The sequence below is a fragment of the Arthrobacter psychrolactophilus genome (genome assembly GCF_003219795.1).
Lineage (GTDB): Bacteria > Actinomycetota > Actinomycetes > Actinomycetales > Micrococcaceae > Specibacter > Specibacter psychrolactophilus.
This window is the reverse complement of the sequence record NZ_QJVC01000014.1, coordinates 1-22,044: the sequence shown is the minus strand read 5'-3', so window position 1 is coordinate 22,044 and position 22,044 is coordinate 1. Positions and strand designations below refer to the sequence as shown.

The following is a 22,044-nucleotide window of genomic DNA, read 5'->3' as shown; positions in this document are numbered from 1 at the left end:
ACATGACTCCTCATGATTCATCCGCCACAACGTTTGGCGCAGAACTTTCTTCCATTACCGCTCAGCTCCCCACCGCAGAATTGCGTGAGTGCGTTGCGAGCAACTTCGATGCAACGGTTGCCGAGCTCGTCAACCTGGTTGCGATCCCCGGCATTGCCTGGGAAGCCTTCGACGCCAGCCAGCTCGAACGCAGCGCCGAAGCCGTCGCCGAGCTGGTCCGCTCGACCGGACTCGATGACGTCCAGATCCTTCGTGTTCCTCACGAAGACGGTGGCCTCGGTGGCCCCGCCGTGGTGGCCCGTAAGATCGCGGCCCCGGGTCAGCCGACGATTGTGCTCTATGCCCACCACGACGTGCAGCCTCCCGGGGACAAGGGTCTCTGGGACACGGAACCCTTCACAGCCGTTGAACGCGACGGCCGCCTCTATGGTCGCGGCGCCGCGGATGACAAGGCTGGCATCATGGCGCACATCGCCTCCTTCCGCGCCATCACAGAAATTCTCGGCGACAAGTTCGGCCTCGGCGTCACCTTCTTCATCGAGGGTGAAGAAGAAGCTGGCTCACCCACCTTTGATACCTTCTTGCAGACACATCGGGAACTATTGGCCGGTGATGTCATCATCGTGGCCGACTCGGCAAATTGGCAGGTCGGCGTTCCCGCCCTGACCACCAGCCTGCGCGGACTGGTCGATGGGACGGTTGAGGTGCGGGTGACCGATCACGCCGTGCACTCCGGCATGTTTGGCGGCCCCATCCTTGACGCACCCACCCTTCTGGCACGTCTCATTGCCACCTTCCATGACGACAAGGGCTCGGTCGCTATCGCGGGCCTGCACCATGGTGGCGAGACCGTCGTGGATTACCCGGAGGCAAGCTTCCGTTCTGATGCGGCAGTGCTCGACGGCGTTGAGCTCGCCGGAGAAGGGAGTATCACTTCGCGTCTGTGGACCCAGCCGGCCCTGTCCGTCATCGGCATGGATATCCCTTCCGTGGATATGAGTTCAAACACATTGCTGGCCTCGGCCCGCGCCAAGATCAGCCTCCGCATCGCTCCCGGTCAGGATCCTGCGGCCGCCATGGCTGCCGTTCAGGCACACGTTCAGGCGCATGCCCCCTTCGGCGCTCGGGCCACCTTCACCGCTGGCGAAGCCGGTCAACCATTCGCCACCGACACCCACGCACCCGCCGCGCAGGCCGCCATGTGGGCTTTGGGGGAGTCGTGGGGAGTTGACGCCGTCGAAACCGGCATGGGCGGATCGATCCCGTTCATCGCCAATCTGAAGGCCACCTACCCTAACGCTCAGATCCTCGTGACAGGAGTCGAAGACCCCGATTCCAGGGCTCATAGCGCCAACGAATCCCTCCATCTCGGAGATTTCCAGAAGGCCATTGTCGCCCAAGCGATGCTCTTGGCCGCCCTCAATGATGGCGCGCTCGGATAGCCCCGGGAACACAAGCTCCCATCCGCCTGTTGTTACTAGTTAGCGCCCGTGCCGGGCTCGACGTAGCATTGTTGTAGTACCCCCACGTTAGGAAAAGCCATGACTGCAAATGTCCATGAAGAAACACCAGCCTCGGCCGTTGCTGAAGCAGAATTGCCCACCCACGGTGTGCAGATCACTGAAGTTGCTGCCGGCAAGGTTCGCAGCCTCCTGGAGCAGGAAGGCCGTACGGATCTGCGCTTGCGCGTTGCCGTTCAGCCCGGTGGTTGCTCGGGTCTGATCTACCAGCTGTACTTTGATGAGCGTGTCCTTGACGGTGACGCCGTCCGTGACTTTGACGGCGTTGAGGTCGTCATCGACAAGATGAGCGTGCCTTACCTCGATGGTGCAAGCATTGACTTTGAAGACACGATTTCAAAGCAGGGTTTCACGATCGACAACCCGAATGCCGGCGGCTCTTGCGCCTGCGGCGATTCGTTCCACTAACCCAAGACTTCTACTCGATGTAGAGCTGCGCGGAAAAGTTTCTCAATGGACATCCGACGCACGGAGGGTTTGGTGCGCTTTTTGCGCGCCATAGCGGTAAGCTCTACATCGAGTAGTAAAACCCATTTAGCTCCAGCGGCCCCCTGAGGCCGCCGCTGAGCGTAGTAACAAGAGGAAGGGCCGTCTGTGAGTTCGCAGGACCGAACCGGCAGCCGACGCGCAAAAGTCATCCCCATCGCCGGGATGGCTATTGCCGGAGCGTTAGCTTTGTCAGGATGCACGGCAGAGAGTAAGAACGGCTGGTTGCCAGCCGAACGTGATACCACCAATCACACAGCAGGAATCATTGACCTCTGGGTCAACTCCTGGATCACGGTCTTGATTATCGGCCTGATCACCTGGGCCTTGATCATTTGGTGCATCATTGCCTACCGTCGTCGCAAGGGTGCCACCGGTTACCCACGTCAGACAAGCTATAACCTCCCGTTGGAGATTTTCTACACAATGATTCCGCTCTTCATGGTGTTGGTGTTCTTCCACTTCACCAACGTTGAGCAGGAATCCATCAACGCCCGCGTCGATAACCCGGATGTCACGATCGATGTCCGCGCCAAGCAGTGGTCTTTTGACTTCAACTACTTGCAGGGTAACGACGTCAAGGAATCCGTGTATTCCGTAGGCGTTCAGGCCGAGCTGGATGGCAAGCCGTTCGATAAGTCGACGCTTCCCACTCTCTACCTGCCCGTCAACCGCTCGGTTGAGCTTCAGCTGAACTCCCGTGAAGTCATTCACTCCTTCTGGGTTCCGGCATTCCTCGATAAGAAGGACATGCTGCCCGGCAAGACCAACTACATGACCCTCACGCCGACGGCACTGGGTCAGTACGACGGTAAGTGTGCAGAACTCTGCGGTGAGTACCACTCCGAAATGCTGTTCAACGTCAAGGTTGTGACGCAGGCCGAGTTTGATGCTCGACTCGAAGAGTTGAAGGCCAAGGGTCAGACCGGCACCATCGGCCAAGAGTACGACCGTAATCCTAACCTGAACGCAAAGAAGTAGGGGGGAGAGGAAAGTGTCTACGCTCGAGTACTCGGTGACCGAACGCAATTCGGTCACACCTAGGACTGTTCCGGTCTCCAAGGGACGCATTGTCGTCAACTGGATCACCTCAACAGACCACAAGACAATCGGCTACATGTACCTGATTGCCGCATTTATTTTCTTCTGCCTCGGCGGCGTTATGGCGCTTGTCATCAGGGCGGAATTGTTTGAACCCGGTATGCAGATCCTGCAGACCAAGGATCAGTACAACCAGTTGTTCACCATGCACGGCACGATCATGCTGCTCATGTTTGCAACGCCGCTGTTCGCAGGCTTCGCCAACATCATCATGCCGTTGCAAATTGGTGCACCCGATGTTGCGTTCCCGCGTTTGAACGCACTGGCTTTCTGGTTCTTCCTCTTCGGTAGCCTCATCGGTGTCGCCGGCTTCATCACCCCTCAGGGTGCTGCAGCATTCGGCTGGTTCGCTTACGCGCCGTTGTCGAACACCACCTTTAGCCCCGGCGTTGGCGGTGACTTGTGGGTCTTCGGTCTGGCACTGTCGGGCTTCGGAACCATCCTTGGTTCGGTGAACTTCATCACCACCATCATCTGCATGCGTGCCCCCGGCATGACCATGTGGCGTATGCCGATCTTCACCTGGAACACCTTGGTGACCGGTATCTTGGTCCTCATGGCCTTCCCGCCGTTGGCTGCCGCATTGTTCGCACTGGGTGCTGATCGCCGTTTCGGTGCTCATATCTTCGATGCCGAATTTGGTGGCGCCATGCTCTGGCAGCACCTGTTCTGGTTCTTCGGTCACCCAGAGGTTTACATCATTGCGCTGCCGTTCTTCGGTATCGTCTCTGAGATCTTCCCGGTCTTCAGCCGCAAGCCGATCTTTGGTTACAAGGGCCTCGTCTTTGCAACCATCGCCATTGCTGCTTTGTCCGTGACCGTGTGGGCTCACCACATGTACGTCACCGGTCAGGTGATGCTTCCGTTCTTCTCCTTCATGACGATGCTGATCGCCGTTCCGACTGGTGTGAAGTTCTTCAACTGGATCGGTACCATGTGGCGCGGTTCGCTGACGTTTGAGACGCCGATGCTCTGGAGCCTCGGCTTCCTGATCACCTTCTTGTTCGGTGGTTTGACCGGTATCATCTTGGCTTCACCGCCGTTGGACTTCCACGTTTCCGATACCTACTTCGTGGTTGCTCACTTCCACTACGTGGTCTTCGGTACCGTTGTGTTCGCCATGTTTGCCGGCTTCTACTTCTGGTGGCCCAAGTTCACCGGCAAGATGCTCAACGAGCGTCTTGGCAAGATCCACTTCTGGCTCTTGTTCCTGGGCTTCCACGGCACCTTCCTCATCCAGCACTGGTTGGGTGTTCTGGGTATGCCGCGTCGTTACGCTGACTACATGATTGAAGATAACTTCACCTGGATGAACCAGTTCTCCACGATCTCCTCGTTCGTCCTTGGCGCATCGATGATCCCGTGGTTCTGGAACGTGTACATCACCTGGCGCAGTGCCAAGAAGGTTGAAGTTGACGATCCTTGGGGCTTTGGTGCTTCCTTGGAGTGGGCAACCTCTTGCCCGCCGCCGCGTCACAACTTCACCTCGTTGCCGCGTATCCGTTCGGAGCGACCGGCCCTGGATCTTCACCATCCAGAGCTGGCCCCGCACTACGTACCCGCTGCAGCTGCTGCATCCTCGAAGGGAGCTAAGTAAATGAAGATTGAAGCATGGCTCTTCCTGCTCCTCGGTATCTTCTTCATTCCCGTGGCCACCGTTTACGGATTCATGGTCAACTGGAGCGAACACGTTGGATTCCTGGCCATTTACCTCGTAGCCGGCCTGTGTCTGATGATTGGTGTCTACGTACACTTCACGGGTAACCGGGTTGGCCCTCGTCCCGAGGACCGTCTTGACGCTGAAGTTCACGAAGGTTCCGGCGAACAGGGGCACTTCAGCCCGTGGAGCTGGTGGCCCTTGGTTCTGGGTCTGGCAGCTGCCACGAGTTTCCTCGGTGTCGCTGTTGGCTGGTGGATCTTCCTGATCGGTGCAGGCCTTGCGGTCATCGCCCTCGTTGGCTGGGTTTACGAATACAGCCGCGGAGATCACGCACACTAGAAGTATTTAGCTAGACAAAAAGGATGGTCCCTCACCTTCGGGTGAGGGACCATCCTTTTTGCGTTTCCTGCCGTCATGCATGCGGCAGGGCTGAGGCCGTCTGAGGGGCCTAGGCCTGCTCGGAGAGGTCGGTGCCCAGCAACTCTGCCAGAGCATCAATTGCAGCCTCTATGGATGCCGCCTCGGCGTCGCAGTGGCTCACGCTGAGGATGACCTCGGAGCCGAAAGCAAAATCACCGCTCATGACAGCCAGCAGCGAACGGGCATCAATGGCGCTCACTCCTGATTTCGCCAAAGTAATGGGAAGGCCCGTGCGGTTGACGGCGCGAACAAAAACAGCTGCAGGACGGGCGTGAAGACCGACGCTGGCCGCCACTGTGGCTTTCCGGGTGTACATGGTTGACTCCTAGAGACGAGAGATGTGCTGTATAGATCGTAGTCGTGTTTTAGGGTGGTACATGTAAGCAGAGGAGTTACATGGGCTATCTAGTGCCTTCAGCGAAAGTCATCCCGGGGGAGCTGGACAGGGATTCACCCGTGTCCATCCATATTCAATTGCGTGAGCTGATCAGAAGTTACGTGCACCATGGCACGAAAGCCGAACAGCAGCTACCCTCCGAACGGGACATGGCCGAGCGTTTTGGGGTTGCCCGCATGACCCTCCGTCACGCCGTCGAGGCTCTCGTCGAGGAGGGGCTCCTGGAGCGCATCGTGGGCATTGGCACTTTCGTGGCCAAACCCAAGGTCGATGTGACGCTCAAGCTCACCTCCTACTCCGAGGAGATGGCGCGCCGCGGTATGCGCCCCTCGGCGCGCACACTGGCCTTTGAACAAATTCCCGCCACGGCCCGGCTCGCCCGGGAGCTGCAGATTCAAGAAGGACAGCTGGTCATCCGCCTGCGCCGCTTGCTGCTCGCCGACGAGGAGCCCATGAGCGTTGATGAGAACTTCATCCCCGCCTGGCGTGTGCCGGGCATTCTCGACGCGGGACCGCCCTCGTCCCTGTACAACGTCTTGGGGGAGCGCTATGGCCTCGTGATCGAATGGGGTGAGGACACGATCGAGGCTAACGCCGCCACCCCCTCTATCGCTCGCCTTCTCAAGGTCGACGTCGGAGCTCCCGTCTTGCGCACGGAACGGCACGCCTTTGTGTCTCGCTCAACCGTGGACTATTCCGTCTCCTTTTACCGGGCCGACCGTTACAAGCTGCGTGTGCCGCTACAGCGCCCCGGTGCCCGAACCCGGCGCATGTACTAGTTCTCACGCATTGAGGGCCTCCAGCGACCAGCTGCGGCGTCCTAAGGAACGTCAGCATCGTTGCCAGGCTGACAACTTTGAGGCGGACCCAACACCGGCGTAGTCGGCCGCAACGAACGGAAAACCATGCGACTCCGCTACGACTCTGTGGCAGATGCCGCCTACCTCGAGGTCAATGGACCCCTGGCACAGGGTCAGGCAACGCAGCAAATCCACTCGATGTACACTCCAGGGGGACGAGGGGAAATCATCCTCGACTTTGATCTTGCCGGACAACTGTTGGGGGTTGAGGTGTTGTTTGCCTCCTCGGTTATCGCTCCAGAAGTTCTTGCACGAGCGACGAAGTCAGATGGAACTCAACAATAGAACGCCAAGAGAATTCAACGACAAAAGGCTGTGGCCCGACTCCCTGATGGGAATCGGGCCACAGCCTTTTTCGGGTGTGACGCTTAGTGCGTTACTGCCTTGTTGTCATCATCGCTGGCCTCAATGGCTTCATGATGGTGACCGGCTTCCAGTTCTGAAGGTGTTGCCGGAGCAACACGATCCTCGAAGAAGAAGCTGCTGAGCTTGGCTCGCAGGTTTTCCTTCTTGGTGACAATCCCGTTTTCGTTCGGGATGCCTTCTTCAGCAACGGGGGACTCGTAACCAACCAGCTTGTAGCGCTTGTAGTCATCGAGCTGTGCGTGGATTTCCTGGAATTCACCGTGCGGCAGGCGTACGATGCGTCCGGTTTCACGGCCGTGTAGGGCGATTTCGCGGTCCTTACGCTGCAGCGCTAGGGCTACGCGCTTGGTCACGATGAAGCCGAGTACCGGGCCGATGAAGAATAGTGCACGCAGCCAGTACGTGACATCGTTCAAGGAAACGTGGAAGTGTGTTGCGATCAAGTCGGAGCTTGCAGCGGCCCACATGACGCAGTACAGAACAACACCTGCAACACCGATAGCGGTACGGGTCGGTGCGTTGCGCGGGCGGTCCAGCACGTGGTGCTCGCGGTTGTCGCGAGTTACCCAACGCTCAATCCACGGGTAGGTGAACATGAGAGCGAAGATCAGGCCGGCGGGAATCAGAGCCGGGCCAAGAACGTTGAAGGACAGCGTGTTGGTGCCCCACGGCAGCGGGATGTTCCATTCCATCGGAATGTTGAACAACCAACCCGGCATCAAACGAAGCGCACCATCGACGAATCCGATGTACCAGTCAGGCTGGGTACCGGCGGAAACGGGGGAGGGATCGTACGGGCCGTAGTTCCAGATCGGGTTGATCTGGAAGAAGGCTGAGATCATGGCGATGATGCCGAAGACGATGAAGAAGAATCCACCGGCCTTGGCAGCGTAAACCGGGCCGAGCGGGTAGCCGACGACGTTGCGGTCGTTGCGTCCCGGGCCAGGGTACTGCGTGTGCTTGTGAACTACGACCATGAACAGGTGGATAGCCACCATGAGCAAGATCATGGCCGGTACCAGCATGATGTGGAGCATGTACAGGCGGCTGATGATAGCCGTTCCCGGGAATTCTCCGCCGAAGAGGAAGAAGGAAATGTACGTTCCAACGATCGGGATGGACTTGACCACGCCGTCGATAATGCGCAGACCGTTACCGGAGAGCAGATCATCGGGGAGGGAGTAGCCGGTGAAGCCAGCAGCCAGGGAGAGGATCAGCAGAACGCCACCGACAACCCAGTTGAGTTCACGGGGCTTGCGGAACGCGCCGGTGAAGAACACGCGCAGCATGTGCACGGACACCGAGGCGACGAAGAGCAGAGCCGACCAGTGGTGAACCTGGCGCATGAACAAGCCGCCACGTACTTCAAAGGAGATGTTCAAGGAAGAGCTGTATGCCACTGACATCTCTACGCCCTTGAGGGGTACGTAGGAGCCGTGGTAGTGGGTCTCTGCCATGGACGGATCAAAGAAGAACGTCAGGAAGGTACCCGAGAGCAGCAAGATGACGAAGGAGTACAAAGCCACTTCGCCGAACATGAAGGACCAGTGGTCGGGGAAGACCTTACGGCCGAATTCGCGCAGGATCCCTGAGCCGCCAACGCGCTCATCAACAAAGTTGGTGATGCGACCGGTGGAGGTCGTGGGTTCGAACGGAGTTTGAGTTGCTGATGACATGATTAGCCACGCTCCCAGAAGCTCGGTCCAACAGGTTCGTGGAAGTCGCTCTGAGCGACGAGGTAACCATCAGCGTCGACCGTGATCGGCAGCTGCGGCAACGGACGGACTGCCGGGCCGAAGATGACCTTGCATTCCTGCGTCAGGTCGAAGGTCGACTGGTGGCAGGGGCACAGCAGGTGGTGTGTCTGCTGCTCGTACAGAGCAACGGGGCAACCAACGTGGGTGCAAATCTTGGAGTAAGCAACGATGCCGTTGTAGCTCCAGTCTTCGCGGCCCTCGGACGGGTTCAGGTCCTCGGGCTTGAGGCGCATCAACAACACGACGGCCTTGGCCTTGGCGTTGAGCTTGCCTTCTTCCAGGTCATTCAGGGATTCCGGAATGACGTGGAAGGCGGAGCCGATCGTGACATCTGAGGCCTTGATGGGTGTTCCGTCGGGATCGCGAGCAAGACGCTCGCCTTCCTTCCAGAGTGTGTGACGCAGCATGTCACCCGGCAAGGGGCCGAGGTCGCGGAAGATGGCAACAGCCGGCAAGGGTGCCAGAGCTACGGCACCGATCAGCGTGTTGCGGATCAGCGGGCGACGCTTGATGCCGGTCTCGTCGATGATGTCATCGATGATCTTGACAGCGGCCTGGCGATCTTCTTCGCTACGGATCTCATGACGTTCTTCGGCCACTTCGTGGTCAGGCATGAGGGCGCGGGCCCAGTGCACAATGCCCGTTCCGATACCGAGCATGGCAAATGCCACGCCCAAGCCCAGGAACGTGTTCTGGATACGCAAGGTAGCGATGGTGTCATCGAGACGAACACCAAAGTAGCCAACGAAGAACAACAGTGTGCCCACGATGGAAATAATGAACAGCCATGCCACCTGGCGCTCGGCGCGCTTTGCTGCCTTGGGGTTCGTATCAGCCAGTCGCAAACGATGTGGAGGCAGTCCCGGATCTTGGAACTTATCCACCTCTTCGTGACCAGCCTTAGCTACGGCGTCCGAGCTTGTCGGCGTGCCGTCACTATGGTTGCCCATAATCCCCTCATCCTTCTCTTATCCCGGTTGCACCGGGGTCGTAATGTATGTTTCTCGCGGCTGCTAGTGCAGCCAAAATTCTGTGGCGGGTGGTACTAGGAAGTACGCGACGTCAGCCAAACGGTGAAGCCAACAATGACACCCAGAACAGCAGTCCAGATGAACAGACCTTCGGAGACCGGACCCAAGGAGCCAAGCTTGGCTCCGCCGGGGTTACCCTGCTCTTCGATGGTGTTCAGGAAGGTGATGATGTCGCGCTTGCCCTCGGGCGTGATGTTCGCGTCGTTGAAGACCGGCATGTTCTGCGGACCGGTCACCATAGCCTCGTAGATGTGGCTGTTGGAAACGCCAGCCAATGCCGGGGCGAACTTGCCACGGGTCAAAGCACCACCAGCTGCGGCGGCGTTGTGGCACATGGCGCAGTTCACGCGGAACAGCTCGCCGCCTACGGCAGCGTCGCCATTACCGTCGAGGTACTCCTCGGAAGGAACGGCCGGTCCGTCGCCCAAAGTGGCAACGTAAGCGGACAGCTCGCGAGTCTGTTCAGTCGTGAACTGAGCAGGCTTTCCGAGGGCCTGGGGTCCCTGCATCTGCATGGGCATACGGCCTGTTCCGACCTGGAAGTCAACTGCCGCAGCGCCAACGCCGGCCAAGGACGGTCCTGCGTCCGTGCCGTTAGCGCCAATGCCATGGCAGGTGGCGCAGTTGGCAACAAAGAGCTTTTCGCCCTCTTCTACCTGGTGCGCCGTAAACGTGGTGGTATCGGCCTTGGCTTCATTCACGGTTGTGACAACGGCGTATAGCCCACCTGTCAACATGAGCCCCAAAACTAGCAGCGCTAGTGCGGCCAGCGGATGACGTCGCTTCTGCGAAAGTGCCTTCACTTGGTGGTTCCTTTGATCTATATCCGGCAGCCCCTGGTGAGGGCCGCAAATGCTAATTCTTACTTTGGAGAAGAAAGCTCTCTGTACGGCTTACTTCAAGACGTAGATGACCAAGAAGAGGCCAATCCACACGACATCCACGAAGTGCCAGTAGTAAGAAGTCACGATCGCGCTAGTGGCTTCGAAGTGTCCAAACTTCTTAGCCGCAAAGGCGCGCCCGATGATGAGGAGGAATGCGACGAGTCCGCCAAGGACGTGCAGGCCGTGGAAACCTGTGGTCATGTAGAAGGCAGAGCCGTACGGGTTTGAATTGAGGGTCACGTGCTCGGAGGTCAGCAGAGCGTATTCGGTCGACTGACCGGCAACGAAGATGGCACCGAGTACGAAGGTCAACAGGAACCACTCCGTCATTCCCCACTGGGAGAAATTGAAGCGGCTTCCGGTGCGGCGAGGCCGAAGGTTCTCCGCGGCAAACACGCCCATCTGGCAGCTGAATGAGCTGGAAACCAGGATGAGGGTGTTAACCAAGGCGAACGGGAAGTTCAGCTTGGCCGTTTCTTCCGCCCACATTCCACCGGTGGTGGAGCGCAGCGTGAAGTACATGGCAAAAAGGCCGGCAAAGAACATCAGCTCACTGGCCAACCAAACAACGGTTCCTACAGAAACCAAGTTCGGGCGGTTCAGCGTCGGATGCGCCGGGGTACTGGGGGCATGGGTCGCAGTTGTCACATAGACATTATGTCTATAAAACGCCAGAGTTCCCAATGCAAAACTCCGATTCCAAGATCTTTTTCTACAAACTTGCGAAATTCCGGCATATTCACAGCTTGGATACAGTCAGCTATGCACAGGGGCGCGTGTTGTGTCAATGGTCACAAATGCTGGGAGGGTGCGAGTTTGGACTAACATTTGGAAAGTGAATCCACTTCCGAACACTGTTTCCGACACTCCCACGTGGCCTAATTTGATTGCCGCCCTGATCGCTGGGCGTAACCTCAGCCAGGACGATACGGCGTGGGCCATGAACACGATCATGGCCGGGAACGCGAGCGATGTGCAGATTGCTGGGTTCTTGGTGGCCTTGCGTGCCAAGGGTGAGACGGTTGCCGAGGTCACCGGCCTGGTCGAGGCCATGTTGTCTAACGCCCGCCCCCTGCTCGTGGACAAGGACGCCTTGGACATTGTTGGCACCGGTGGCGACCGACTCAATACCGTGAACATCTCGACCATGGCCGCCCTCGTGTGTGCCGGTGCCGGGGTCACTGTTGTTAAGCACGGTAACCGGGCGTCATCCTCGGCGGCGGGTTCGGCTGATGTTTTGGAAAGCCTGGGCGTCCGGCTCGATATGCCGGTGGAGCTTGTGGCGCAGGCGGCCAGTGAGGTGGGCATTACCTTCTGCTTTGCGAACCTCTTCCACCCCTCCATGCGTTACGCGGCCGTGGCCCGACGGGAGATTGGTGTTCCCACAGCCTTTAACTTCCTGGGCCCGTTGACCAACCCGGCCCACGTCGTGGCCTCGGCGATTGGCGTTGCCGACGCGACGATGGCGCCCTTGATCGCCGGAGTCCTTGCCGCCCGTGGCGTTCGCGCGCTGGTCTTCCGTGGCAGTGACGGTCTGGATGAACTTACGACGACGGGCACCTCCACGATCTGGGAGGTCCGGGACAATGTAGTCACCGAGAGCCACTTCGATCCTCTGGATCTGGGTATTGCCCGGGCCACGATTGAGGATCTGCGCGGTAAGAACGCCGACTTCAACGCCGATGTGGTGCGCCGCATTCTCGACGGCGAACGTTCCCCCGTGCGCGATGCAGTGTTGTTGAACGCTGCCGCGGGACTCGTGGCCTACGACGAGAACGCCTCAGGCACCTTGCTGGAGCGGATGAAGTTTGCCCTGGCCCGTGCCGAGGCCTCCATCGACGGCGGCGCGGCCGCCCATGCACTCAACTCATGGGTCAAGCTCAGCGCGAGCCGCGACTAAGCATTACGGCAGGGCCAGAACGGCCCTGCCTGCTTGGCTCACGAGCTGTGGGTCAGTCACAAAGTAACTGGGATCCTCGAGTGCTGCCGCCGGCGTCCACGGACGAGGCGGTGCGATGTTGATCGTGGCCTTGCCCGACAAATGCACGTCGCGTAGGCCGTCCTCGTAAAAACCGGCAAAGTCACTGATCTCGACCCCGCCTCCGGCCATGATCCGCAGTTGACCCTGCGCTGCCTGATGCATGGCACGCAATTGGGCCCTGCCATCTCCGGCCCGTGCAGCGCCTCCCGAACTCAAGATGCGCTGTACGCCGAGTTCGGCTAGGCGTGGAACGGCCGCAAAGGTGTCGTCCAGAGACAGGTGATCGATGGCCCGGTGAAAAGTGATGTGCAGACCCTGGGCCGCGGCGATCAGGGTCGCAATGGTGGCGCAATCAATCTGGTCCTGGGCCGTCAAGGCGCCGATGACCACTCCGGAGGCTCCGGCGTCGTGCACTGCCTGAATCTCGGCCACCATCAAATCCACCGTCGCCGCGTCATAGACATAGTCTCCGGGGCGGGGGCGGATCAAAACATGCAGAGGCAGCTCGGGCTCGGCCGCGCGGAGACTCGTGAGGAGACCGTGCGAGGGCGTCAGGCCGCCAAGTTGGAGCGCGCAGCACACCTCGACCCGGTCGGCGCCATTGGCGGCCGCGAGTTGTGCGCCTGTGACGTCCTGGACGGCAATTTCTAGCTCCACGAGGGGCTAGTGGTCGATGCCGAGGGAAAACGCTGCGTCGAGGTCGTGCTGAGAGTATGCGCGGAAGGAGATCTGCGTTGTCGTGGAGACGACGGACTTGACCTTGGAGAGCTTGTCGGCGATGACGTCTGCCAGGTCTTCGTGCTTGGGGACGCGTGCGATCGCGATCAGATCCCATTCACCCGTCACCGAGTACACCTCGCTGATGCCGGCGAGCTCGGAAATTTCTTGAGCGGATTCGGGGATCCGGGTGGCATCAGTTTTGATCATGACGAATGCGGTGATCACGGGAAGGTCCTTATCTTCGGGAGGGGCTCGGAGGGTGGATGTTTCAGGCCCCTCGGTGGGGAGATGGCGCATCTTGATGGTATCCCACACCCTTGATCTGAGGGACGAATTGGCTGATTCCAACACGTCCTCGACCACCACGAGGCTCTCTTTCTGTTTATGCGCCCACCTTGCCAATGGCCCTCACTGGCCGACGGAAAGCGCAGCTCCCGAACACTGCAGGCACAGATGGGCACGAATCGCGCGAGCTCTGCGCCCTTGTTTTTCGTTCGCGTCCCTATTTCTTCTATACGTGGCGGCTGACCTGTGGTTGATCCCCGTGTGTCACATCCGTGGAATCGGAGTGGTCATTGGAGGCCGGGCGTCTTGCGCTGCTCGGGGATACCAGTCGGTGTAGGTCTGTTGGAACCGGGTGTTCAGCGGGCGAAACTGGCGATGGACGTGGCGAATTGCCTCGAGCACTCCGGCGTGGGCGAGCTCAGCGGCCAGCTGGCACTCGTTCTCCACCAGCCAGCATAGGTGAGGGACCGGCCAGCATGACCGGCGAAGTCGGAGTGCGGCACCCAGCTGTGGGCTTCGGCCTTTAGGCAGCCTCGCGCTGCCTTGCTGAGCGTGATGAGATGACTCTTGAGGGCGTCGCATCTTTCGACCGCTCCGAATTTCAGGCAGAGCCAATTGTTAGACGTTGGCTGCTCGGTTCGAGATACGTCTACGCTGTCATCCCGACTGTGTGAAAGGCTGGCGGGTCGATGAAGGTGCAGAGAACCATCCGGCTTCCGTTGCGTGAGGCTAGTTGAAGTTCGTTTTTCTGCATCCCTTGTCGCGCGAGTAGGGGAAATACCTGTGCCAAATCCTCTGTAATTCATCGGTTGAACCTGCCGGGACAAAGTCCTAATCATCAGTCGAGAAAACCGTCTGGCGTGTCGGTCGGCCAGCGATGCATGGTCAGGGGAGCGAGGGTAATTTCAAAACAGTGTGATAAAGCGGGGGTCATCAGTTCGAATCCGATAGGGGGCCCTCGAGCTTTGGAGGGCCAAAAAGCCCGGATTTACGGGGTTTTTCGCAGTGGCGGGGTGGTTTTTCACCCCGTCATTTCGCGTTGAAATGGCCTTGGGTTTCGAATACAACGCTCGTCGGTTGGAAGTGGCTGTTTGGGGTGGGGTGGTGGCCGCTGACCTGCGGTTATGCGTTTGGAGCAGTTGCCTCGTGTCGCGCCGTTCCCACCGAACTCATTAAAAACTCATTAGATTGACTAAGTGCTTAATTGTGGGGCATCCGTGCTCCATGATGTGGCCGAGATGGTAGCGCACATACGCGTGCGCTTCTCTTAACAGTCAGGCGTATTGCCAAGCATGATTCACGCTCTTGATCCACTACGCTGGAGGCAGCTTTTCGTCTGTGGCAACTGCAAAGAGTGAGGTCTCACATATGGCTGATGCTGGCATTGTTCGAACTACGCGTAGTGGAGACAGGTTTCACTATCTTTGGGCGTCTTTACGAGCATTACGGCTTCTCGACTCAACTTCGGACCTCATCAAGATCAGTGTTGAAGGACCGGCTGAGGGCCTGGACGTACCAAGCGATGAGGTCATTGATGTCGCAGAGTACTTTGGCGAAAGCTCAGATTCGTTGCCAAGTCGTGTCCACTACCACCAGCTCAAGCACTCCTCTGTCCGCATCGAGGAAGGGATCACAGCCTCTGAATTGTCAAAGACGCTCGCCAAGTTCGCGGTCATCTATCGTGACGCCCTTGCTGAAGGCAAGACAGAAGAGGTTCAGTTCAGCTTCGTCACCAACCGGCGCCTCAACAGTAAGGTGCGCCAAACTCTGGACGACTTACGTTTGGGGCGGATGCCGTCGCATAAGCCCGAGTGGCAATACCTTCGCGCCGCGCTTGGGTTCGGCGCGGATTCGGCATCTGAACAACAATTCTGCGAGCAATTTACGGTTGACGAAGGAACTGTTGGAGTCGCTGACGTTGAGCGGTTTCTGGCCGATGAGCTAAAGGACTATTTGCCTGGTGGTGGGACTGGATCGGAACTTGCGGACCTCCTGAATCAGGTCTCACTTATGGCGACTTACGAGGCCAAGTCCAATACCCTCACTCGCCACGATCTTCTCGTCACGCTACGTACAACCGAGAATCAGCTTTTCCCTGCGATGCCCGTATTCGAAGATCTCGAACACGTAATTAGAACATCAGACGTGGACAAGGTCGCTTCCGCACTTCGGGCGGGCACCGAGACCAAGCTCCTTCTCACCGCCCACGGTGGAGTTGGAAAGTCAATATTCACAGGGATGTTGAGGGAAGAACTTGCAGATACCTCGCTGACGTTGATATTTGATAGCTTTGCGGGTGGAGACTACCGCCAGATCGGTCAACGGCGACACCAACACAAGGTTGCTCTGACCCAACTTGCAAACGAGCTCGCGAGTAAAGGACTTTCCACCGCTCTAATTCCGTCCCAGATCGCAGACGAAGGCGACTATGTCCGATCCTTCGAGAACAAGGTCCGAAAGGCGTGTGAGCGTCTCGCAGTGGCCCAGCCCGGGGGAATCATCTCGATCGTTATTGACGCTGCAGACAATGCCGTTATGGCAGCTGCAAAGTTCGGCGAGCGAGCGTTCGTGGCAGATCTGTTCGAAATCGAGTGGCCTTCGAACTTTCGCCTCATTGCTCTGTGCCGCCCCGAGCGAAAGGAACTACTGGAGCTACCGGGAGGCGTCACCGAGATCGAACTCAGCGGGTTCGATCAATTGCAGACACTGGCACATCTTCGGACTAGGTTTCCCGCGGCGACTAAGTCTCAGGGAGCTCAACTCCACGTGCTGAGTACTGGGAATCCGCGAGTCCAAGCTATGGCCATTGAAGGTGCCAAGAGCGCGGGCGACGCCATCGCAGCTATCCAGATCGCAACCAACCGACCGGGTGAGACACTTGATGCCTTGCTGGCAGAACAGGTTCAGAAGGTTGCCTCGCAGGGTCACCTGCTCCCTGACGAATTGAAGCGATTGTGCCAAGCACTCGCGACAATGCACCCGACCATTCCACTTGGAGACCTCGCCAAGATCACCGACTTGAGCGAAGACGCAATTCGAAGCTTCGCTGTTGCTCTCGGAAGGGGACTTCATTTCAACAACAACTCACTCCAATTCCGGGACGAACCGACAGAAACGTGGTTTACGAATAACCACAGCCTAAGCCCAGTTGAGATGCGCGACTTTGTGACCCGGGTTATTCCTTGCGCCAACGAATCTGCCTACGTAGCCACCGTGCTGCCTCAGCTGCTGTTCGAAGCCCGAATGCTCGATGAGCTGGTCGAATTGGCGCTCTCCGACGAGGGACTTCCAACTGGAATCCAAGACCTCCAGGCACAAGAGATTTCAAGGGCCCGAGCCAGGTTCGCCCTCGGAGCGGCGCTTCGATCCAAACGAAACAGTGACGCAGCGCTGTTGGCAGTCAAAGCAGGCATGCTCTCCTCAGGACACGCACGGCGAATGAAGATGTTCCGTGCAAACCCAGATATTGCCGCTAGGTTCCTTGCCTGGGACGTTGTCGATTCTCTGTGTTCAGGCCGCGAATTGACCGCTGGCTGGCCAGGCTCAAATCTCCACGTTGAGGCTCTGATGTTGTCGATCCTTCATGAACGGCATGATCTCGGTCGTGCCCGTTTCACCGCTTCATACAACACCATCAGCGCAATCCTTCGCATGGATAGAGATGCGCAGCGTGATCTTCATGCGGAGATCACGCCCGTGGTGATTGCCGATCTAGCGTTCGCCATCACCAACATTGAAGGCCCCATCGCCGGGATTCACTTTCTCGCCAGATGGCGGCCCAACGACTTCGTCCGCGAAGTCAGCGGGAGTCTCGCATCGAGGCTTGCCGACGCCGGCCGTACCGACGAATTATCCGAGCTGATGGTGCTTGCCGCCTCACACAAATACATCCAAATCGGTATTTGCGAGACGATGTTCGACTATGGCATCGTCCCCTCCCACGCAGCGACAACCGCGCTCAGTGAAATGCTGAAAGCTCGCAAGAAGCCATTCACACACAAGCGTGGACCGCACATCTACGACAAGGACCTTCGAGGCGTAACCTGGGCACTCATGCATGCTGCACGTAACTCTGCGGTCACCCATACCGAAGCACTCCGAATCCTCGACATTCACCTTATGCCGCTAGGAAATCACGCAGGTGAGCACTGGTCTGGATTGCTGCCAACGAGTTGCCTCATCGGACATGCACTAAAGGCACGCCTCTCCGAAAAGACTTTGGGCCTCGAAGATGTCGTAGCCGAAGAATTCTTCGAGCGCCTGTCAAAGACCAAGGCGACCTCCGATCGAGACACACTCTCCTTCAACCAGAATATTCCACAGCTCCTGCCGTGGGCTACTTGTTTAGTCGGTGCAGTGATGGACGGACCGACAGAGTCGCTTAGCCAGACACTGGCGGCACTCGCTACGAAAGACTTCACTGGCAAACCTCACTACGAAATACCGTTCGTCCGCATCAACGGTGTCGCAGACTTCGCAAGCCGGATCTTGTCGGTGGTCCCCGATCCAACCATAATCGCTCAGTTTGAGAGTTGGCACGAGCTAATGGGGGAAAGCCTGACCCGTTCGCAACTGACCACTATCAGGTGTGCTGCCCGCAGCCCTGCTCTGGCTGGATTCGCCATTGCGGCAGTGAACCGCGCCCTCACTGTGAGTCAGAAAGACCGCTCCAATGCAGATATGCGCGTGGACGAGTTGGTCGAGTTGGCACGCGCAATTTTGGCAACGAGTGAAGTTGAGGCGCGAGCCATCTTCAACATCGCTGACAGCGAGGCCAAGCTCGTCGGTGATGACCTATCTGCTCGATGGTACGCGTTAACGAACACTGCTCATCGACTCGGAACAGGAGAGGAGCCTGAGCGAGCATACCGGCTCCTTCAGATCGGGGAGACTCTCGATACCGACGAGGGGTCAGACGTTTCGCAGCTGGCCAACCCGCTCTTCTCCATGCATCCCCCGAGCTACTACGCCGCAGCATCGAGACAGCGCGACAGACGCTCCCTGTCATTCACCAGGCTCCTGGGCCCGATCATGAGCAGTGCGTCGAGACCCGATGGGCCGATTGGGGCTCTTGCCGTCGAGGCTTTTGGAGCGCCCACTCGATGGAGAACCGTCGTCGATAGACTGTCACCGCAGGACGCGGCACGCCTGAATCACGTCTATTCCGAATCTACGACCTACTTGCGGCGCACCAGCGATGTTCCACGCGAGGAATTCGATCTAGGAACGTCTCGTAATTGGCAGGGTTCCAAGAAGCCGAAGCCATCGAAGATAGTTAATCGCTTCGTTTTCACGACCATGGAAGGATGGGATGGCGCATTCGCGAAAGCGAGGTGGTACTCCGATGTTCGCAGAAAGGTTATTCGCCGAGCACTCAGCAAGGTTCCTGCCAAGTTGGCAGAGTCCATCCGGGCCTTCGCTGACTCGACCAATGCGCGTGAAGAAGATTTCGTCGTCACAGCAACATTCGCATCCGAGCAAACTCCAAGCGCCGGTTTAAATGAGTCGGTTGCCTACCTTGCTGACGTATTCGCCAATAGGTTCGCATCGAACATAGCGACACGTTGGTATGACCGGACCGAGCTAACAAAGTTCGCGCATGCCGCCGGAATATCGACGGACACGATTCTTGAAGCGGGGTTCGTGAAACTCGGCGAAAAAGCACACACGCTGAAGCACACAGAGTACTTCAGCCTGGCATCCCACATTGCTCGCACTCTAGAGGTCTCTGAAGCGGGGCACGTGTTCGACGCACTTGCTGCACTCTTCGACGACCTAGCACCGCCAGCCACAGCATCAGACGGTCCGTATACAAGTATTCCGCACCCTCCTGCGGACCTTGCCACCTGTCTTGCTGGCCTGATCTGGGCGGCGCTTGGAGATATGTCTAATGCACGCCGTTGGCAAGCCGCGCACTCGGTGCTTCTGCTCGTTCAGATGGGCGACCACAACACCCTTACCAAACTCGCCAAGTTTGCTGACCGGACGAACAACTCCGCCCCATTCCATGACAGCCGATTCCCGAGATATGAGCTCCACTCTAAAATGTGGCTGCTATTCGCGCTCGATCGAGCCGCCTCAGAGCCGAATGCCAGCCTTTTGGAACCCTTCGTACCGTGGATTCTCAACGTCATCGATGGCCCACCCCATGCTGTCAATCAGGTCCTGGCCCAGCAGACACTTCAGGCACTATCCGCTAACGGCTCCATCGAGCCGGCACATGGATGGGCTGGCCACCTTTCCCGCCGCCTGCAAGCTGAGTGGGAAGAGCTGGATTGGAAGGGACAAAGTGCAAGGAATGACCCGTTCACAAATGCTGCTGACGCCGAGCTGGGCAATGGAGGCCACGCGTTCTTTTTCGACTTCCGATCCTACTGGGCCCGAGACCTGGGACAGGTGTTTGGTACGACCGAGGAGGCCGTGACTAACAAAGCGGCGGCCATCTCTCGAGACCTAACCGGGTACGACGAAACTAAGGATCCACGGCGTGAAGCTGGGGTATTCGGACAAGATGGATCGTATCCTGACCACCGCAGCTGGCCTCAGGAGGAAGACTTCGCTTTCTACTCCGCAATTCATGCGCTCCTGACCCTTGGAGCCAACCTTGCGCTAACCCTCAAGACGTACAAGGAACCGGATTCAAATCTCGACGAGTACACCTCGTGGCGCAACGATTTTATGCCGAAACGTCACGATGGCCGCTGGCTGGCTGACCGCAGGGACGCCCCACCGGTCCCTGCCCCGGAGCTGCGCATCGCTGGTAGCCCGAGTGACCTTTGGCGCTGGTCGCTGACGCCGGCAGCGTTCGAGACCGTTGTAGGTCACGGCACAGACTGGATCCTGGTGGACGCGGAGTATGAGACCTCGTATGAAAGCAAATCTGAAGAAGTCGTCATTTCGAGTGCCCTTGTTCCTCATGCGACGGCTCGTTCGTATCTCATCGCGCTTCAGACGAATGTGCTGGGAGGCCAGGGGCGACTCCCGACAACTGACGATGACCGTGAGGACGACTACGAACGGACGGGACCGTTTCGACTCTTCCCATGGATCGATTCCTCAAGCTTTGAAACGTCGATTGACGAGTGCGACGAGCGTGGTCGAAACGTGGTGTTCCCGCCTCCTCGCCCGGGACCCGACCTGGTACACAAATTTGGACTCACACCGGATAAGGACTTCCGCATTTGGAAAAAGGGGGCAGATGACGTGTTCCGCAGCCAGGTGTGGGATGACACTGAGCGGACCAGCCGGGAACGGAGGAGCGGAACGAGTGGCCAAAAATTGATGGTGAGTTCGCAGTTCCTCAGGGAGGTACTAACCGAACTCGACATGACCTTGGTGGTCCAGGTAGATCTAAGACGGGACGTTCACAAATCGTCCTATCAACGGAAGGAAGACGATGAATTCAGCTATGTCGAGTGGTCAACCAAAATCTATCTCATCAGTCCGAATGGACAATGGACCGAGTTTTAAGGCTGCCATTGAACTCGGCCGAAAGCTCGCTGCGGCCTGTGAAGACCATGACGTGACGGGCCAGTGGATGGCTCACCACCTTGCTGCCCTAGTCTCTGCCGCCGATGCCGCCGACGGTGTCACGGTCGAACAGCGAGTGGAGATCATAGAGACGATCTTGAAAGTTTGGGGTGCTCGGCGGAAGCTTCCAGGGCAGGTGCCCGGGTACGAGCTCGATCAGGTTTATATTGCCCTGGATATGCTGGGTGATGACCGACCATGGAGATTCTCACGGCTGCAGTCGTATGCAGCCGGCCTGGACGCGGCAAAAGACGCCCGGGCCCCATTGGCTGCCACGGCGGTTACTCTTGAGCGGCTAACCCGACAGACGGTTCTTGCATTGGTTTGGCGAGCCTGTCAGGATGCGGCCTCGAGGAACGAGGAATGGCTCGTCGCAGCTGCGGCCGCGATGGCACCTTTGAAGGATGAGCTGTCTGCGAACACTCGCAGCGTTCACCGACGCTTGCGGGATCTCGTCGGCGATGAAGCATTCGATGGTGCAGATTATGAGGAGAAAACCGAGCTCAGTACCAGCAACCTTGCACTCAGACTCCGGACGATGGCCGATCAGCTTCACGGTCTTGCAGACGAACTCGACGGTATGACTTCTCCCAGTCCATAGGGCAGGGTTAGGGCCGCCGCCAGACAAAGCACAACTGAGGTACATCTCGGTTTAGATCTGTCTCATGGTTAGGGTGCTTGATCGTCTGGCGACGGGGCGGAGATGATTGTCCATGTCCTTTGCTGAAATGAGAGGACAATAATCCAAGGAGAGTACAGCGTCCAATGAACCAAAAGAATGAGTCCTTCGACCCCCCGACTGATCACCTTTGTCCAAGAGTTCCGTGCCGCAGCCCAAGACGTTGGCCCTATAGGGGGCCCGGTATTCCCCATGGGAGCCTGCAACTGGGCGTGTGAAATCCTAGGAAAACTTCTCCAAGAGAAAGAGCTGGGTGACTGGTTTCTGGTGAAAGGCCAGGGGGAATTAGCGGCTCTTCAGAATTGAGAGTGTAGTTTCGGTCTGAATCCGCCTGATTCCAGCAGTGATCTGGCGACGTAGTTGGTGA

General features: G+C 58.1%; 17 protein-coding genes. 10 read left to right on the top strand and 7 right to left on the bottom strand.

Annotation, left to right across the window (positions count from 1 at the left end; translation table 11 throughout):
• Positions 1 to 2 precede the first annotated feature (2 nt).
• The 5 genes from CVS30_RS12740 (at position 3) to CVS30_RS12720 (ending at position 5,106) form a co-directional block, all read left to right on the top strand.
• Positions 3 to 1,442: a dipeptidase gene (locus tag CVS30_RS12740; RefSeq protein WP_110485762.1), complete on the top strand. Its 1,440-nt coding sequence runs from the start codon at positions 3 to 5 to the stop codon at positions 1,440 to 1,442.
• 99 nt (positions 1,443 to 1,541) lie between these two features.
• Positions 1,542 to 1,928: a HesB/IscA family protein gene (locus CVS30_RS12735; protein WP_110485714.1), complete on the top strand. Its 387-nt coding sequence runs from the start codon at positions 1,542 to 1,544 to the stop codon at positions 1,926 to 1,928.
• 186 nt (positions 1,929 to 2,114) lie between these two features.
• Complete coding sequence (gene ctaC, locus CVS30_RS12730) at positions 2,115 to 2,987, top strand: aa3-type cytochrome oxidase subunit II (RefSeq protein WP_110485713.1); 873 nt, start codon at positions 2,115 to 2,117, stop codon at positions 2,985 to 2,987.
• A gap of 13 nt (positions 2,988 to 3,000) precedes the next feature.
• A complete protein-coding gene (ctaD, locus tag CVS30_RS12725) occupies positions 3,001 to 4,704 on the top strand; it encodes an aa3-type cytochrome oxidase subunit I (RefSeq protein ID WP_181419793.1) in 1,704 nt (567 codons plus the stop codon).
• Positions 4,705 to 5,106: a cytochrome c oxidase subunit 4 gene (locus tag CVS30_RS12720; protein ID WP_110485711.1), complete on the top strand. Its 402-nt coding sequence runs from the start codon at positions 4,705 to 4,707 to the stop codon at positions 5,104 to 5,106.
• 109 nt (positions 5,107 to 5,215) lie between these two features.
• On the opposite strand, the gene CVS30_RS12715 is transcribed toward CVS30_RS12720, so the two are convergent.
• The gene (locus tag CVS30_RS12715; RefSeq protein WP_110485710.1) at positions 5,216 to 5,503 is read right to left on the bottom strand and encodes an HPr family phosphocarrier protein; all 288 of its coding nucleotides are present in this window, start codon (positions 5,501 to 5,503) and stop codon (positions 5,216 to 5,218) included.
• A gap of 80 nt (positions 5,504 to 5,583) precedes the next feature.
• On the opposite strand from CVS30_RS12715, the gene CVS30_RS12710 reads away from it, so the two are divergent.
• Both CVS30_RS12710 and CVS30_RS12705 read left to right on the top strand, forming a co-directional pair.
• Positions 5,584 to 6,363, top strand: a complete 780-nt coding sequence (locus CVS30_RS12710) for a GntR family transcriptional regulator (RefSeq protein ID WP_110485709.1) — start codon at positions 5,584 to 5,586, stop codon at positions 6,361 to 6,363.
• A 126-nt stretch (positions 6,364 to 6,489) separates the two neighbouring features.
• On the top strand, positions 6,490 to 6,729 hold the full coding sequence (locus tag CVS30_RS12705) for a DUF2283 domain-containing protein (protein ID WP_110485708.1): 240 nt from the start codon (positions 6,490 to 6,492) through the stop codon (positions 6,727 to 6,729).
• Between the two features lie 83 nt (positions 6,730 to 6,812).
• On the opposite strand, the gene qcrB is transcribed toward CVS30_RS12705, so the two are convergent.
• The 4 genes from qcrB to ctaE all read right to left on the bottom strand — a co-directional run bounded on the left by qcrB (position 6,813) and on the right by ctaE (position 11,130).
• Positions 6,813 to 8,486, bottom strand: coding sequence for a cytochrome bc1 complex cytochrome b subunit (gene qcrB / locus CVS30_RS12700; RefSeq protein WP_110485707.1), 1,674 nt, complete (start codon positions 8,484 to 8,486; stop codon positions 6,813 to 6,815).
• A gap of 2 nt (positions 8,487 to 8,488) precedes the next feature.
• Positions 8,489 to 9,517 carry a cytochrome bc1 complex Rieske iron-sulfur subunit gene (gene qcrA, locus CVS30_RS12695; RefSeq protein WP_110485706.1) on the bottom strand — a complete coding sequence of 343 codons (1,029 nt, stop codon included), beginning with the start codon at positions 9,515 to 9,517 and terminating at the stop codon, positions 8,489 to 8,491.
• Between the two features lie 95 nt (positions 9,518 to 9,612).
• Complete coding sequence (qcrC, locus tag CVS30_RS12690) at positions 9,613 to 10,401, bottom strand: cytochrome bc1 complex diheme cytochrome c subunit (RefSeq protein WP_110485705.1); 789 nt, start codon at positions 10,399 to 10,401, stop codon at positions 9,613 to 9,615.
• A 90-nt stretch (positions 10,402 to 10,491) separates the two neighbouring features.
• Positions 10,492 to 11,130 (bottom strand): aa3-type cytochrome oxidase subunit III, encoded by a 639-nt coding sequence (gene ctaE, locus CVS30_RS12685; RefSeq protein ID WP_110485704.1) that lies wholly within the window; start codon positions 11,128 to 11,130, stop codon positions 10,492 to 10,494.
• A 187-nt stretch (positions 11,131 to 11,317) separates the two neighbouring features.
• On the opposite strand from ctaE, the gene trpD reads away from it, so the two are divergent.
• Entirely contained in the window at positions 11,318 to 12,382 is a 1,065-nt protein-coding gene (gene trpD, locus CVS30_RS12680; RefSeq protein ID WP_245934591.1) for an anthranilate phosphoribosyltransferase, read from the top strand.
• A 3-nt stretch (positions 12,383 to 12,385) separates the two neighbouring features.
• Here trpD and CVS30_RS12675 read toward each other — a convergent pair whose 3' ends face one another.
• Together CVS30_RS12675 and CVS30_RS12670 are read right to left on the bottom strand one after the other, a co-directional pair.
• Entirely contained in the window at positions 12,386 to 13,120 is a 735-nt protein-coding gene (locus CVS30_RS12675; RefSeq protein WP_110485702.1) for a copper homeostasis protein CutC, read from the bottom strand.
• A gap of 6 nt (positions 13,121 to 13,126) precedes the next feature.
• The gene (locus CVS30_RS12670; protein WP_110485761.1) at positions 13,127 to 13,408 is read right to left on the bottom strand and encodes an Lrp/AsnC family transcriptional regulator; all 282 of its coding nucleotides are present in this window, start codon (positions 13,406 to 13,408) and stop codon (positions 13,127 to 13,129) included.
• A gap of 1,428 nt (positions 13,409 to 14,836) precedes the next feature.
• On the opposite strand from CVS30_RS12670, the gene CVS30_RS12665 reads away from it, so the two are divergent.
• Entirely contained in the window at positions 14,837 to 20,938 is a 6,102-nt protein-coding gene (locus tag CVS30_RS12665) for a hypothetical protein (protein ID WP_110485701.1), read from the top strand.
• The gene (locus tag CVS30_RS12660; RefSeq protein ID WP_110485700.1) at positions 20,916 to 21,599 is read left to right on the top strand and encodes a hypothetical protein; all 684 of its coding nucleotides are present in this window, start codon (positions 20,916 to 20,918) and stop codon (positions 21,597 to 21,599) included. Before CVS30_RS12665 ends, CVS30_RS12660 begins: the two co-directional genes overlap by 23 nt.
• The last annotated feature ends 445 nt before the right edge of the window (positions 21,600 to 22,044 follow it).

Coding starts and splice junctions, on each gene's coding strand:
- CVS30_RS12710 (WP_110485709.1), top strand. CDS start 5,584: ATGGGCTATCTAGTGCCTTCAGCGAAAGTCATCCCGGGGGAGCTGGAC.
- CVS30_RS12665 (WP_110485701.1), top strand. CDS start 14,837: ATGGCTGATGCTGGCATTGTTCGAACTACGCGTAGTGGAGACAGGTTT.
- qcrA (WP_110485706.1), bottom strand. CDS start 9,517: ATGGGCAACCATAGTGACGGCACGCCGACAAGCTCGGACGCCGTAGCT.
- CVS30_RS12720 (WP_110485711.1), top strand. CDS start 4,705: ATGAAGATTGAAGCATGGCTCTTCCTGCTCCTCGGTATCTTCTTCATT.
- CVS30_RS12740 (WP_110485762.1), top strand. CDS start 3: ATGACTCCTCATGATTCATCCGCCACAACGTTTGGCGCAGAACTTTCT.
- CVS30_RS12705 (WP_110485708.1), top strand. CDS start 6,490: ATGCGACTCCGCTACGACTCTGTGGCAGATGCCGCCTACCTCGAGGTC.
- CVS30_RS12660 (WP_110485700.1), top strand. CDS start 20,916: ATGGACAATGGACCGAGTTTTAAGGCTGCCATTGAACTCGGCCGAAAG.
- qcrB (WP_110485707.1), bottom strand. CDS start 8,486: ATGTCATCAGCAACTCAAACTCCGTTCGAACCCACGACCTCCACCGGT.
- CVS30_RS12715 (WP_110485710.1), bottom strand. CDS start 5,503: ATGTACACCCGGAAAGCCACAGTGGCGGCCAGCGTCGGTCTTCACGCC.
- CVS30_RS12735 (WP_110485714.1), top strand. CDS start 1,542: ATGACTGCAAATGTCCATGAAGAAACACCAGCCTCGGCCGTTGCTGAA.